This window comes from Bacteroidota bacterium (assembly GCA_016721765.1).
GTDB lineage: Bacteria > Bacteroidota > Bacteroidia > UBA4408 > UBA4408 > UBA4408.
This window is the reverse complement of the sequence record JADKHO010000002.1, coordinates 916837-932427: the sequence shown is the minus strand read 5'-3', so window position 1 is coordinate 932427 and position 15591 is coordinate 916837. Positions and strand designations below refer to the sequence as shown.

The following is a 15591-nucleotide window of genomic DNA, read 5'->3' as shown; positions in this document are numbered from 1 at the left end:
TATTTTAGAAAATGCTTCCCCTTTTTACACAAAGAAAAGCACAAAGCTAGCTGCAAAGCTTTGTGTTCTCCTCGTGCTCCCTTTTGTTAACCAAACTTAAAACAATTTAATGGGTTCATAGCTTTACAATTTTTTTAGTGATAGAACCATTTTTACTTTGTACCGTTATATAATAGTTTCCACCGGATTTACATTCTTGTTTTTTGAGATCAATTTCGAAGCGAGAGACAGCTGATTTTATGTCTATTTTGCTTAACGTATCGCCTTTGTTATTGGAGATTAAAATCACATCTCCTTCGCTTAGGCGGATATTGCTTAGCGTTATAATTCCTTTACTGGGATTCGGAAATAGAATCATATCGGAAGCTTTTTCCTTTTCAGAAATTCCAAGGGAGACTTGCCCTTCGGTAATCGTAATAAATTCATTTAATGGAACTGAATCAAAAACCTGGACGAGTCCCGAAAGCCATTCAATTTTTAAACTATCCACTAAAGTGGCATTGCCTAAACCAAAATGTGCTCGCATATCATTTTGTCCACAATAGGAAGACTGTGAAGAAATTTCGCGCATTTGCCAAACAGGTGTTCCATTTATTTGAGACTTAATTCTAACTTTTGTTCCAAGTGCGGATTTATTAGTAGTAGTTCCAATAAGTTTTAGTGTAAGCCAATTGTTTGAGTTGGCATCGTTGTGATAAAGCCAATCAGGCTTATCTTGACTTTGATATCGCACCGTGGCAACCGCTAAATCTTCAAAGCCATCGTTATCGTAATCGCCAAATGCACAGCCATAAGTCCAACCCGAATCGGCTGTTAGCGTATGATTAGTGATGCGGGTAAACGTTGCATTGCCATTATTAAGGTAAAAGTGACAAGGCATTTTTGTATTTGTTTTAAAGGAGTTGGTAACAAATAAATCAACATCCCCATCATTGTCCACATCGCTCCAAGCTGAACTAAATGAGTTTGCAATGCCTTTAGAAACCGTATCTGCAATGAGTTTGGTGAAATTAAAATTTCCGTCATTTCTAAAGAGTGCATTTGTAGCATCTTCATTCGCAAGAAAAACATCCAAGTCGCCATCGTTGTCAAAATCAGCCCAGGAACTGCTCATGGTTTTTTTGCCGTCATTGAGTAAATCGCCACTGCTGAGTTTCGTAAATACACCATTTCCGTCGTTTCGATAAAAATTTTCATCGTTATTGGTAACATCTTCATTACTCACAAATAAATCTAAATCGCCATCGTTATCTGCATCCGTCCAATTCACACTTCTAGAAACAAGGGCATCGGTTACTAAGCTACCAGTGGTTATTTTGGTAAAGGTGTTATTTCCATTATTATGAAATAAAAAGTTGCGGTTGGTCGCAACAGTGCCGCCGCTGCGCGCTACATATAAATCTACAAATCCATCTTTATCATAATCGCCCCAGGAAGCTGTCTCTGAATAGCTGATTCCATTGGTTAAACCGGCAGCTGCATTGTAAGTAAATGTTCCGTTGCCATTATTGTTGTAATACAGTCCAATAAAATTGTACCAATTGGCAACAAAACAATCTAAGTCTCCATCGTTATCCGTATCGGCCCAAGTGGCGCCATCCGATGGCTTTCCATCTTTCACAATGGTGTCGTTAATTACAGCAGTAAAGCCGCCTACTCCATCATTCAAGTATAAAAAATTATTTTGCCCTCCGGCTGGGCCATTGGTAATCATGAGGTCGAGCAAATCATCGTTATTTACATCTATCCAGTTTACGCTTCTGGAATCGCCGATGGTATTTACAACAGGTCCGCTTGTAATTTTGGTAAAGGATTGTGCGAATAAGCAAGTAGAAGCACAAGTTGTAAAAACTAAAATTAAAGGAAGTACTGCTTTTTTTACCATGGCACAAATTTTTAGTTGATTACTATTTTTTGGTAACACACATGATCACTGAAAATTAGTTTCAAGACATATATTCCAGTGGAGAATTGTTGGGTGTCTAACTTATATTGGGACTGATTTACTTGAATTTGTTTAACAAGTATACCGTTAGCATTAATTATTTCAATACCAAAAATGGCTTGGTTGAAAGATTCAATTTGAATATATTCAACTGCCGGATTTGGATAAATTTTTAAGTCAGTAATAATGGATTCGGATTTTATTCCGACAGATAAAAGTGCACATGGAGGAATTAGCTGAGCTAGCTTACCACCATAAGCACCTATATCGTTACGATTGGTTCCAAGCGAAGGGTAGAGCGCTGCAGAGGCTCCCATCGTTAAATCATCATATCCTGAAAGAGAATCACCTTTATCAATGCAAGGCGAGTTTTGACTGAGCGAAAAAATGGCTGTGTCGATAAAGAGTGGATCGATATTGATGTTTCCAATTCCGGGTGCTGCATAATCCACATCGGTGTAGCTTACTGTGAGCGTTCCTGAAAAATTACGGATTGAATTTCCACCACTTTGAGAATTGCCCCACACAATGTTATTTTTTACATTTACAGTATTGGAGCGAACACATATACCTCCGGCTTTTCCGCCAAAGGTGCCGGTTCCACTAACGTGATTATAAGCAATAGTATTATTCTCGATGCGCAGTAGCCCGCCATAATTGGTCCATACGCCACCGCCACCATAATCTTGTCCACCAGAATTGTGAGCGATTACATTATTTTTAAGTAAGGCGTTGGTGCAATGATTAAATACAATGCCTGCTCCATATCTTGCTTTGTTATAAGCAATCACATTGTTGTAAATGTGTGGGTGCCCGTCTCCACAGCGCACTCCACCGCCTCCTGTGGACGCAACAGTTAAGGTATTTGTAACCCAATTGTTTATTATATGATTGTTGCGAATTGTAGGAGAGGCGTAAGCAATGAGTATTCCTCCTCCTTCGCGGTAATTCCCGGCACCATGCTCATCCGTCCATTTAGTCCCTGCGCCGCCGGTAATGGTAAATCCTTGAATAATGGTGGTGGAATCTTCGGCCGTATTAATAGTAATACAACTAGCTGAATCGGGGTAAGTGGGTTGACTTCCGTTAATAATGGTGGAACATATAAATCCGGTATCTTTTAATTCGTAAAAACGGCTGGTGAGCAATATTTTTTTTCCTCTTAAATTTATATTTTCAAAATAAGTACCCGGTTCCACCAACACTGTATCTCCATCTGCGGAAGCAATAATGGCAAGCTGGATGTTGGCGAAATTAGCCGGAACATTTAGTATGTTTGCCTTTGCATTAGAGCCAAACAGAAGAGCAAGTAAGAAATAAAGTATCTTTTTTGGCATTTACTTATTTTTTGTTGTAAGACTACATCGTTTTAAGGATAGAAAATTAATTAGTATACAATCAACCGTTTGAAGCCTACGTATAGCACTAAATGCATAGAATTTCCGTTCGTTGGCAAATGCCTGTTGTTTGTAGGCTGATGCGTGAATTTTAACTTCATCGCAACAGAAAGCGAGGATAAATCATCAATTTTGTAACATGACCAAACGCGTACTGTATCACATCTTATTTTGGCTCACCTATATTGTGTGGGGCGTTTATGTGATGGGCTCCTACGATGGAAATTTTATCCGTTCGTTTTGGGCGGATGCAGTGCAATTGCCGCTAAAGATTGTAACCACTTATTTTATCCTCTATTTTATTTTACCTCGTTATGTGATTACCCGACAGTATGCTCAATTTTTTTTGATACTCCTATTTTTGATCATTGTCTCTTCGCTGATTTTCAGGTTTACGATTTATAAAATTGTTCAGCCTTATTATTATCCCGATAGCGAATTTCATTTCTGGAATTTTGCAAAAATGTTGTGGGGAACATTTGAAGTGTTTTCGGTAGCAGCCATTGCGGTGAGCATTAAATTGTTTAAGCAAAAGTATGCTAGTGTGGAGCGGGAGCAGGAGTTACAAAAGGAAAAATTGCAAACCGAATTGAGTTTTTTGAAAGCACAAATAAATCCACATTTCTTATTCAACACCTTAAATAATATTTATGGATTGTCGCTAAAAAATTCACCTCAAACATCGGATGCCATTTTAAAATTAAGCGAACTGCTACAATTTATGGTGCACGATGGAGCAGCCGAAAAAATAAAATTGGCAGATGAAATAAAAACACTGAATGATTATATTGAGTTGGAGCAATTGCGCTATGGCGACAGGCTTACCGTTAATTTGGATATTGAGGTGGACAATGAGGAAGAGCTAATTGCTCCGTTGTTGCTGATACCATTTGTAGAAAATAGTTTTAAGCATGGTGCCAGCGAATCTCGTTTTGATGCAACGATCTCGATTTCTTTGCAGCTGAAACAAGGTACACTAAGTTTTACGGTCACCAACAGCAAAGAAGGAACAAATGAAAATTCAGTTGGAATTGGATTAAAGAATATAAGTCGACAATTGGAATTAATTTATGGTAAGCACCATCACTTAGAAATAAAAGATTTGAAAGACACATTTGTAATTCACCTAGTAATCCATCTTAAAGCACACGAAAATGCTCAATTGCCTCATCATTGAAGACGAACCGCTTGCAGCCGAAATTACGCAATCATACATCGGGCAAGTTTCTTTTTTAAAGCTCGAACAAATTTGTTTCGATGCTATTTCTGCTTTTGAAGTGTTGAAACAAAAGCACATCGATGTGATTTTTTTGGACATTCATTTGCCCAAGTTAAAAGGGATTGATTTTTTGAAAGCCTTGCACCATCCACCCAAGGTGATTATTACTAGTGCCTACAAGCAATACGCAATTGAAGGTTTTGAGTTGGAGATAGTTGATTATTTGCTAAAACCATTTTCGTTTGCGCGTTTCTTAAAAGCAGTGAACCGCTTGCAGCCGGCTGCCGAAATGGTAGTGGCAGCGACACCGCAACAGCAAGAGCGTGCACATCGATTTTTTAATGTAAACAAGAAGAAGTTTAAAATATACTTGGATGAAATCTTGTTTGTGGAAAGTTTGAAAGATTATGTAAAGATTGTAACAAAGGATAAGAGCATAGTAACCAAGTTTCAGCTGGGTGAATTGGAAGAATTTTTAAACGATAAAAATTTTGTTCGGGTGCATCGTTCGTTTTTGGTTTCTAAGAGTAAAATTGATGCAGTGTCATCTACAGAAGTGGAAGTGGGTGGCAAGGCAATACCGGTGGGCAGAAGTTATCAAGATTTGGTAAAAAAGGAATTAGAAGAATTTTAAACAAGAAGCGGCTTTCCTTATGATTAGCATTGGAACAGCGAAAGAAATGGCATTATCACTTCCCAAAGTGGTAGAATTGCCGCATTTTGAGAAAACTTCTTTTCGCGTAAATAAAAAAATATTTGCCACGCTTGATGTGAAGCAACATTTGGTATGCGTGAAACTCTCAGATATTGGACAGTCTGTTTTTTGTGCTTATGATTTAGAAATAATTTTTCCGGTTCCCAATAAATGGGGAAAGCAAGGCTGGACATTAATTAATCTTAAGAAAGTAAAATTAGAGTTGTTTCAGGATGTATTAACAACCGCCTATTGTCACGTAGCACCCATCAAACTTGCAAATCAAGTAATGAAATAATTGTTGCAATAAATCCTTACCTATGTGTAAACTATGTTTCTATGTTCCTATGTGGTTCAAAAAAAAATCAACAAATAGGCATATTAGAAAGCATAGGCAAATAGCCTCGTTTATATAGAATCCTATGTTTCCTATGATCCTATGTGTTTCAAAAAAAATGACATGAAGAAACGCAACACATAAAGACATTGCTAAATTCTTTTTGAAACATTATGCTTGCCAGAATGAAATGGGAAGGACAAATGCAGCGATTGCATTTTGAACGCTAAATTATTTCGGTGCAGCCCGCAATAAATACAGCCCTAATGCTAGGTAAGTGATATTGGGCAACCATACAGCAATTATAGGAGAGAGGTTGCCACTGGTTGCAAAAGTGGTAGAAATTTGAAGAAAGAGTATAAATGAAAAACTAATCAATAATCCCAACCCAATGTGTAATCCAATTCCTCCACGTACTTTTCGGCTGGCGAGCGATACCCCAATTAAAGTGAGAATAAAAGTGGCAAATGGATTAGAAATGCGGTGGTATTTTTCAATTAAATAATAAGGGACTTCATCAGAGCCTTTGAGTTGTTCTTCCTCTATAAAATTATTTAACTCCCGCCAATTCATGGTTTCCACATCTTTGTTGCGTTTCACAAACTCTTCCGGACCGAAGGTGAAGGTGGTATCCATGCGTGCCCCTTTTGAAAGAGTTTCGTGCATTCCATTAATTTTACGCACATAGTAATTTTCGATTATCCAATGTTTTTGCACCGTATCCCAACGCAATACATCCGACATTAATTTATAATTGAGTTTATTGTCTTTAAATTTTTCAAGCGCAAATTTGTATCCGATGTTGTCGAGGTTATTATAACTCTCAAAATACACAAATACACCGGGTTTAATTTGAAAGTGAATATTGGTTTCACGGTTTCGAAATACATTGCGTATGTAACGATTTTCGAATGCAACACGCTTTTGATTAGAATGTGGAATCACAAAATTGGTAAGGTAAAATGAAAACATTGCAAGCACTGCAGCCGATACAAAGTAGGGAAGCATCAATCTGCGGAAGCTCACCCCATTGCTGAGTATAGCTACAATTTCAGTATCGGCAGCCATTTTCGCAGTAAAAAAAACTACTGCAATAAATGTAAATAACGGGCTAAATAAATTAACGAAATACGGAATGAAGTTGAAATAGTAGGTAAAGACAATTTCACGAAGCGGAGCTTTTTTCTCTAAAAAATCGTCAATCTTTTCAGAAATATCAAAAATAATGGTAATCAAAATAATCAGCGCAATCGCATATACGAAGGTTCCTAGAAACTTACGAATGATGTATAAATCGAGCTTTTTCATGCCGGGTTATAAACGCACATTAAGTTGTTTCACCATTTTGTTTTTCCATTCAGAAAAAGTACCATCCAAAATTCTTTTACGCGCTTCACCAACCAGCCAAAGATAGAAACTGAGATTATGCAAAGTTGCAATTTGTGCAGCAAGTCTTTCTTGTGCCGCAAATAAGTGGCGCACGTAAGCTTTTGTATAGTAAGTATCCACGTAAGATGTGCCGTCTTCATCTAAAGGAGAAAAATCGGCTTTCCACTTTTCATTTTTCATGTTAAGTGTTCCCTTAGCGGTGAATAGCATTCCGTTGCGTGCATTGCGTGTGGGCATTACACAATCAAACATGTCGATACCTAAAGCGATGCATTCCAAAATATTAGTAGGAGTACCCACACCCATTAAATAACGCGGTTTATCTTGGGGCAAAATGTTGCACACCAAATCCGTCATCTCATACATCTCTTCAGCAGGTTCACCCACCGACAATCCGCCAATGGCATTTGCTTCGCGATTAAAGGAAGCAATTGTCTCGGCTGATTTGGTGCGTAAATCTTTATAAACGCTTCCTTGCACTATGGGAAGTAAGGTTTGCGAATAGCCATATTTATCAGGCGTTGCATCAAAACGGTCGCAGCATCTTTTTAGCCAACGATGCGTCATTTCCATCGACTTGCGCGCATAGTTGTATTCACAGGGATAAGGAGTGCATTCATCAAAAGCCATGATAAAATCAGCTCCGATGGTACGCTGAATATCCATGATGTTTTCGGGAGTAAAAAAGTGTTTGGAGCCATCGATGTGGGATGAAAACTTTACACCTTCTTCTTTTATTTTTCGTTGGGCTGCGAGCGAGTATACCTGATATCCGCCACTGTCGGTAAGAATGGGTTTATCCCAATGTATGAATTTATGCAAGCCACCTGCTTTTTCCAAAATATCGATGCCCGGACGTAAGTAAAGGTGGTAGGTATTCCCTAAAATTACTTGCGCTTTCACATCCGAATCCAAATCAGTTTGCGAAACAGCTTTTACTGTGCCCACCGTTCCCACCGGCATAAATATGGGGGTAAGAATTTTGCCGTGGTCGGTGGTGATTTCTCCGGCGCGGGCCTTTGTTAGCGAATCCTTTTTGTGTATGTCAAATTTCATATATGCGCTTTATCCGGAATAAGGCAAATGCGATTTATCTTTGCAAATTCCGCCAAATATAATGAATGTGTGTGGATTGAATGGTGTATACCTCGCAAGCTTAAAGCGAATTAACTTACTTTCGGTATTCCTTTTTATAACGTTTGCCGTACTTCTTTTTCTTGGCATCTTCGCGGCTTACCTTAATATTCACTTTTTTGTTTTTATCTAATTTTTCGTGGTGTGATTTTCCTTTGGGAATTACTTTCGGTTTTTTTACCTCAATAATTTTCATGCTGATTTGAGGCATTTCTTCGGGGGTGAGAAATGTCGAAACTTCAACTTCAGAAGGCATTTCCTGCATAGGGATTTCTATCCCCATAAGGGCTTCCACTTTGGCTTTGTTTTCTAAATCCTTAGCGGTGATAAAAGTGATAGAGATTCCTTTTTTATCGGCTCTTCCGGTGCGGCCAATTCGATGAATGTAATTTTCAGCCACCGCAGGTACATCCATATTTATAACATGTGAGACTTCGGAAACATCCAATCCACGGGCAATTAAGTCGGTGGCAATTAAAATGCTGCACTTTCCGCTTTCGAAATCGGCCACTGTTTTGAATCGTGTATTTTGCGCTTTGTTCGAGTGAATCACTGCTAATTGATCCGGAAATTTACTTTCGATTCGGGTATGGATATCGTCGGCCAATCGCTTGCTGGAAGCGAATATCAACACCTTAGTCATGCTTTTATCGCTGGCAAGCAGGTGTTCCAGAAAGTTGATTTTAGTGGTGTAATTCGGAACCGTGTAGCCAATTTGTTCAATGTTTACAAGCGGTGTGCCGGTTGGTGCGGCTTCAATGCGCACGGGAGTATTGAAATTGTAATCAATTAAAACTTGCACATCTTCGGTGATAGTTGCTGAAAACATCAGCATTTGACGTCTTTCCGGCAATAAATCGAAAATGGTTTTTATTTGTGTGCGAAAGCCTTGATTAAGCATTTCGTCCACTTCATCAATTACAATTTTTTTGATGTATTTGGCTTGGATAGTGGCATTGAGTAATAAGTCCATTAAGCGACCCGGAGTAGCTATAATAATGTCCACTCCCGGAGTGATGGCCATAATTTGTGTTTTGATATTGGTTCCGCCATACGCACCTGTTACAATAACATCGGTGTATTTGCACAGCTTTTCAACTTCTTCCACTACTTGAACCACTAGCTCGCGGGTTGGAACCAACACAATAATCTCAGGATTTCTTTTTTTCGCAAATTTCCATTGGCGTAAAAGCGGAAGTAAGTAAGCAATTGTTTTACCGGTGCCGGTTTGCGCAATTCCTAAAACATCGTTACCTGCCATAATGGGTGCAAATGCACGCTGTTGAATGGTGGTAGGTTTTGTGAAACCTAAATCATCCAAGGCATTCAAAAGGGCTGTATTTAAATTGAGGTCTCTAAAAGTCATTTATAATGTGATATCTATGATGTAAGATTTGAGTTTGTGCTAATTGCTAATCATTAATAGTCACAAAGGTCGCAATTGTTTGCATCAAATCTAAGCTGTGTTTTATTCGAATTAATTTTGCAGCAAACAAATTAAGGATTGCTCACTTTTTTAATTTCATTTAAAATATTCCCGTCTATCCGTTCAACTTGTTTGCCCATTTTTTTTTGAATCACTTTAAAGTGATGTTCCTCTTCGGGCGCAATAAATGAAATGGCTTCACCCGGGTTTTCTGCGCGACCGGTTCTTCCTATGCGGTGCACATAATCTTTTGGCGAACGGGGCAATTCATAATTTATAACATAGGGTAAAAAAGGAACATCAATTCCGCGTGACATAAGATCGGTTGCAACCAATACGCGCAAGCTTCCTGCTTTAAATTTGGATAAGGCATCCATACGTGCACCTTGGCTTTTTTTGCTGTGGATGGCAATTGCATCAAGCCCATTTTTTCTCAATTTATCCGCCACATTATCTGCTTTATACACAGATGAGGTAAATACCAACACCTGCTTCATTTCCTGCTTTTGAATCAGGAAGCGCAACAAGGGCCCTTTTTTTTCATCTGCAATAGCGTATGCGCTTTGCTTTATTAAATCGATGTTTTCAACAGGGACTTCTGTTTTAATGATCACCGGATTTTTTAACAGGATGTCTTTTATTGTACTTAAGTCAGGGCTCAAAGTAGCTGAAAAGAGTAGGTTTTGACGAATAACCGGAAGTAATGAAACAATGCGATTGACTTCTTTTTTAAATCCAAGATTCAGCATTTTATCCGCTTCATCCAGCACCAAAGTGCTGATTTCGGAAAGATGAACGGCATTGGAATCAACTAATTCCAGTAATCTTCCGGGCGTTGCAATTAACACATTAACACCTTGCAAGCCCATCATTTGGGGGTTGATTGATACACCACCAAATACTGCCATTGACTTAACGCGAATGGGAAGCGTTGAGCCAAAGGTTTGAAATACTTCTTTTACTTGCACTGCCAGCTCGCGCGTGGGAACAAGCACCAACACATTTATATGTCTGTTTTTAGATAAATTCCTTTTTTGAAGGCTATCTAAAATGGGTAAAACAAATGCCGCTGTCTTGCCGGAACCGGTTTGCGCAATACCCAATAAATCTTTCCCTTCTAAAATAGCCGGAATAGCAATTTGTTGGATGGGAAAGGCCTGAATAAGGTTTTTAGCTTCCAATGCCTTTAACAATGCAGAAGATAAACCTAAGGAGCTAAATGACATGGTTTGCTTGATTAGTGAAGCATGGATTTTTAAAGGAGGAACAGGAAAGTCATTTTATACTTCACTCATCCACATTAAAAATTCACCATTCAATATGAGTAAATGAATTAAGCGGCAACAGCGCTTTTGCTAACATTGCGATACAAATAGCTTGTGAATATGTGACGTCTTGCAAAACGCGCCTGTGTAGCGGAGTTTACAAGTTTGATATAAATGTTGCGTGGAATACTAAAATACTCGTACACACTGCCATCGGTGAAATTAACTTTTAAGGTTGTGCCTTTGTATTCGAAATCAGCGATACCACAGGTGTTAGTAGTGGAATTGTATTCTTCAGAATAACTAGCATGTGTTTCGGGTGAAACGCTAACTAAAAAGTGATATGCTTCGATAATGCTTTTGCTTTTGGATTCTGCTTCAGCAGCCTGCTCATCGCCTTCGCGAAATTTATCGGGATGCCATTGTTTCATTAAATTGCGATAAATCAATTTTAATTGACTTAAATCGGTTTCTTCGTTAATGTTAAATAATTTGCGCGACTCGATAATTCGTTTCATATACTGCTTTTTTAAAAGGGGCGCAAAGGTAGTATAAAAACTTGAATAATATAGAGTTGCGAAACTTTAAATCAAATTAATTTTGAAAGTAATAGCTTTCTACGCTTTAATTCTAAATGCAAGCGAGGCCTTATTACTAACTAAGGAAAGGGGTGTAAAGAGCCTATGCGATTTACCTTTCATGTTTAAATCAACTCAAAAAAATTGGAGTGTTTTAATCCAATTGAAGAATTGCAGGCTTATTCCACAATTATTTTTCGGTTGATTACAGATGTTTTATTTCTACATCGTACGAAATACATTCCCGATGAGCATGCGCTCACATCTATTTGGCTGCTATTTTCTTGTGAAACTGTTTCATTTATGAGTTTGCCGTTTAAATCAAAGAGTTGAATCGTCAACCCAGGTTCAGAAGCACGCACCGTTATAATATCTTTTGCCGGATTAGGATAAACCGCAAAATCCAACTCGTCCGTTTTTAGCGCAATATCATTTGCTATTCCAACCATATTAAATGCCCAAAGTTCACTACCGGCAGATGCATTAGTAGCGCTAAACATCAAATAGGTATTGTTAAGTATTGAGAATGAATTGGGATTTGCACTTGAAGTTCCTGGATAAATATCCAACACCATGCTTGTTCCAGCGGCAGTGCCATCACTTTTCCATATTTCGTAATTGGTATAAATTAGTGTAGCAGCTCTAAAATAGACAAATCCATTATAGCTAGCAAAGAAATAAGGATCTGAATCATTGGAAGAAACCCCGGTGAATATATCTTTTATCATCAGTGTTCCAGCTGTTGTGCCATCTGTCTTCCACAATTCCTTTCCATTAATTCCATTATCAGCGCCGAAGTAAAGCTGATTATTAAATTCGTAAAAATTACCCGGACTGCTTCCACTTGTGCCGAGGTTAATGTCTTTTAACTTGGTAGTTCCGGCGGCAGTTCCATCACTTTTCCAAATCTCATAATCGCTAGAAGAAGAACTGGTTGCAATAAAAAAGAAAAAGCCATTATGCACCCAAAATACATATAACGAATTAAGACCATCGCCGGTTCCTGCATAAATATCTTTAACAAGGGTAGTTCCTGCAGTAGTTCCATCCGTTTTCCAAAGCTCATCACCATTAGTTCCATTGTTGGCAGTAAAATAAAGCGTGTTGTTGAATTCATAAATATTGCCCGGACTGCTTCCGGTTGTACCAGGGTAAATGTCTTTTAGCTTCGTTGTTCCGGCAGTTGTTCCATCGCTTTTCCAAATTTCATAATCGCTTGCGGAGGAGCCTGTGGCTACAAAGTAGAAAAAACCATTGTGCTCCCAAATAACATATAAATTGTTTAAGCCTGTGCCGGTTCCTGATAAAATATCCTTTACAAGCGAAGTACCTGCTGCTGTACCATCTGTTTTCCAGAGCTCATCACCAATGCTTCCGTTATCGGCTGAAAAAAATAATTGGCCATTAAATTCAAAGAAAGTGTGAGGATAGCTGCCATTTGGGCCGATGCAAATATCTTTTAATTTAGAGGTTCCAAGCGCAGTTCCATCACTTTTCCAAATTTCAAAATCACTACTTGCAAGGCTTGTTGCAACAAAGTACAGATAGCCATTTTTCTGCCAACATGAAAAGAAATTGCTTAACCCATCACCGGTGCCAACAAGAATATCCCTTACTAGCGCAGTACCAGCAGTTGTTCCATCCGTTTTCCAAAGTTCCTTTCCATTTGTACCATTGTCGGCTGAAAAAAAGAGTTGATTGTTGAATTCAACAAAATTAGAGGGATAGCTACCGGCTGTTCCTGAATAAATATCATAAACCTTTGTTGTTCCCGCTGTAGTACCATCACTTTTCCATAACTCATTATCGGTTGAAAATGAACTGTAAGCAGTAAAGTAAAAAAAACCATTGTGCTGCCAGCATACCGTAAACGTATTAATTCCATTACCACTTCCTGACATAATATCTTTTACAAGCATTGTCCCAGCTGCAGTTCCATTAGTTTTCCAAAGCTCTTTTCCGTTGAGCGCTGTAGTTGCACTAAAGTAAATCTCACCATTAAATTCAAAAAAGGAACTGGGGTTACTGGAGGTGCTACCGGTATAAATATCTTTAATTAAATAAGTACCAGCTGTAGTTCCATCTGTCCGCCAAAGTTCATTGCCTGTTGCACTTTGGTTTGGAACAAAAAGATGCACTCCATTATAAAAATAAGGACTATAGCCATACGTAAGTCCATTTGCTGTACCGGGATTAGTATCCTTCACTAAATAGGGCAATTGAGCGGCGCAATTCATACATATAAAAAGCAGAAAGGATAGGCCATTTATTTTTAGATTCATATTTGAAAGCTCTAGTATTTTTTTTAAAAATAAATTAAATGTAGGAAGGAAGAGTTACCGTTAGATAGGTTTTTTTTACAATTTTGTAATGATTCGGTCTGACAAATTGTGATGGATTAAACACCTGTAAATCATTCACTTTCAAATGGAAATGAAAGGTATTTGAGATCATTTGATCGATTTTTATTTCGGTTGATTTAACTTCTTGAAATTTTGACTCGCCCTTTGAAATGAAAAACTAACAAAATAATAGAGAACAATTCTTGAACAAAATAATCTATGTTTTGTGCTTAAATTGATTTTGAAATAATGACCTGTGCTTCTCGTTTCAAGCGACTAAAAAGTTCCTCTTCAATTTTATGAAAATTTTCTTTGGAGTAATTTTTAGTAAAAATTCCATGCTCGAGATAATGAATGCTGTCGCAGAGGTGCAGCAAGGGATCAATGATGTGTGAGGAAATAAAAATTGTTTTTCCTTTTTGCTTCAAAGTTTGGATTATTATTTCGAGCACTTTATTGGTTTCCATATCCAATCCGTTAAAGGGTTCATCAAACAAGTAAATGCTTTTATCTTGTTTGAGTATGCCAAGTAAAGCCAGCTTCTTTCGCATTCCGGTTGAATAGGTTTCGATCAACTCATCAAGCGGAAGCTTAAAATATTCCTGTAGAGATACCAGATTGAATTCGGGATTGCTTTGCTTAAAAATAGTGAGGTACTCATTGCCGGTAATGCGCGAGTAAAAATAATTTACCGTTTCGAGGTAAGCGATATCCTTATAGTGCAAGGGTTTGCCGTTAAACAAAATTTGACCTTCTTGTGCCTTCACAGCAGCAGATAGCACATTAAATAAAGTTGATTTTCCGGCTCCGTTTAATCCTACAATTCCGTAAATGCGATGAAGTTCAAAGTCTTGATTAATGCTAGTTAGAACCGTTTTACCGGAATAACTCATGCTTAGGTTTTGAAGTTGAATCATGTTAAATAGGTTTGTAGGTTTGATTTGGCTCGCTGATAATAATAAAAGGTCATAAAAATGGGAATGGGTAGCAAGTACGGTAGAAGCGCGCAGAGTGAAATTAAGCTTAGCACAATGCTGCTGCCGTTTGCTTTTGTATTAGGCTGATAAAGTGCGTATTTATACACAATGGCACAGCACAGCAAAGCGACTTGGGCCACCAAAAAAAGTAAATTCAAAGTGGCGTACTCCAAATTAAATAAAGTATTTATGAGTACTATGGGTGCGCACAGCAAGAGCAACATTTTAGCATGCCGCCACATTTTTTCTTCAAGAAATAATCGTGCTCCGAGCTTTTCTACACGTAACACATGTAAATCTTCATTTTCGGTGTAGAAGCTAAGAGCGCTGCTTGTTATCAGCCACTGCAAGGCAAGCGGTACTATTCTGAACCATGAAAAACCAAGGGCAAGTGTATATAGGGGAATGAATAGATAATAGGATTTTCGAAAGCCGCTAATCCATTCAAAATCTTGTGCAGGAATTAATTTTGAAAGCTGCTTAAACCTCGTTTTAAACGGGATTGATTTTTTTAAAAAAGTAAGTAGAAATTGAGCGAAAGTTAATATGGGAAAACAATACCAATTATCGGTAACCAAGGCTGGTGCGGCAAATAAAAACGTGAAACAAATATATTCTACAAATAGCTCAAGACGCGGGTTTTGTAGGTGTGTGTAAACAAACGTTTTATCTTTTCGAATAAGTTGCAGGAGTAAACAAATCAAAAATAAAACACCTGTAAGCTGAAAGGCTTCCGGTATTTTTTGATAATTTTTGTAGGAGATGAATATCAAGAACCAAAGCAATCCAGGAAGTAATAAGGCAATGTACCCTAAATCACGAAACTCTCGTTTTAACTGATAAAATCGAATTTTCAGTAAGGTTGTCATGCTTGATGCGGAGTAATCG

General features: G+C 38.1%; 13 protein-coding genes. 3 read left to right on the top strand and 10 right to left on the bottom strand.

Annotated elements, in window-relative coordinates; genetic code table 11:
- Window positions 1-115: 115 nt before the first annotated feature.
- Window positions 116-1885, bottom strand: coding sequence for a VCBS repeat-containing protein (locus IPP32_12185; protein MBL0048842.1), 1770 nt, complete (start codon window positions 1883-1885; stop codon window positions 116-118).
- 11 nt (window positions 1886-1896) lie between these two features.
- Window positions 1897-3282, bottom strand: a complete 1386-nt coding sequence (locus IPP32_12180) for a T9SS type A sorting domain-containing protein (protein ID MBL0048841.1) — start codon at window positions 3280-3282, stop codon at window positions 1897-1899.
- Window positions 3283-3481: 199 nt separating this feature from the next.
- Between IPP32_12180 and IPP32_12175 the strand changes: the two genes are divergently transcribed.
- From IPP32_12175 to IPP32_12165, 3 genes are read left to right on the top strand one after another with little or no spacing between them, the layout of a single operon-like run.
- Window positions 3482-4519, top strand: a complete 1038-nt coding sequence (locus tag IPP32_12175; GenBank protein ID MBL0048840.1) for a histidine kinase — start codon at window positions 3482-3484, stop codon at window positions 4517-4519.
- Window positions 4497-5195: a response regulator transcription factor gene (locus IPP32_12170; GenBank protein MBL0048839.1), complete on the top strand. Its 699-nt coding sequence runs from the start codon at window positions 4497-4499 to the stop codon at window positions 5193-5195. The genes IPP32_12175 and IPP32_12170 overlap by 23 nt, the downstream gene beginning before the upstream one ends.
- Before the next feature lie 19 nt (window positions 5196-5214).
- Complete coding sequence (locus IPP32_12165; protein MBL0048838.1) at window positions 5215-5553, top strand: MmcQ/YjbR family DNA-binding protein; 339 nt, start codon at window positions 5215-5217, stop codon at window positions 5551-5553.
- Between the two features lie 270 nt (window positions 5554-5823).
- On the opposite strand, the gene IPP32_12160 is transcribed toward IPP32_12165, so the two are convergent.
- From IPP32_12160 to IPP32_12125, 8 genes are all read right to left on the bottom strand, one after another.
- Window positions 5824-6900, bottom strand: coding sequence for an LptF/LptG family permease (locus IPP32_12160; GenBank protein ID MBL0048837.1), 1077 nt, complete (start codon window positions 6898-6900; stop codon window positions 5824-5826).
- Between the two features lie 6 nt (window positions 6901-6906).
- Window positions 6907-8037, bottom strand: coding sequence for a tRNA guanosine(34) transglycosylase Tgt (gene tgt, locus IPP32_12155; protein ID MBL0048836.1), 1131 nt, complete (start codon window positions 8035-8037; stop codon window positions 6907-6909).
- A gap of 115 nt (window positions 8038-8152) precedes the next feature.
- The gene (locus IPP32_12150; protein ID MBL0048835.1) at window positions 8153-9481 is read right to left on the bottom strand and encodes a DEAD/DEAH box helicase; all 1329 of its coding nucleotides are present in this window, start codon (window positions 9479-9481) and stop codon (window positions 8153-8155) included.
- Window positions 9482-9612: 131 nt separating this feature from the next.
- The gene (locus tag IPP32_12145; protein MBL0048834.1) at window positions 9613-10767 is read right to left on the bottom strand and encodes a DEAD/DEAH box helicase; all 1155 of its coding nucleotides are present in this window, start codon (window positions 10765-10767) and stop codon (window positions 9613-9615) included.
- Window positions 10768-10874: 107 nt separating this feature from the next.
- Window positions 10875-11324, bottom strand: coding sequence for a KTSC domain-containing protein (locus tag IPP32_12140; protein ID MBL0048833.1), 450 nt, complete (start codon window positions 11322-11324; stop codon window positions 10875-10877).
- A gap of 239 nt (window positions 11325-11563) precedes the next feature.
- Entirely contained in the window at window positions 11564-13666 is a 2103-nt protein-coding gene (locus IPP32_12135) for a T9SS type A sorting domain-containing protein (GenBank protein ID MBL0048832.1), read from the bottom strand.
- A gap of 290 nt (window positions 13667-13956) precedes the next feature.
- A complete protein-coding gene (locus tag IPP32_12130; GenBank protein ID MBL0048831.1) occupies window positions 13957-14643 on the bottom strand; it encodes an ATP-binding cassette domain-containing protein in 687 nt (228 codons plus the stop codon).
- Window positions 14640-15572: a hypothetical protein gene (locus tag IPP32_12125; GenBank protein ID MBL0048830.1), complete on the bottom strand. Its 933-nt coding sequence runs from the start codon at window positions 15570-15572 to the stop codon at window positions 14640-14642. The genes IPP32_12130 and IPP32_12125 overlap by 4 nt, the downstream gene beginning before the upstream one ends.
- Window positions 15573-15591 lie beyond the last annotated feature (19 nt).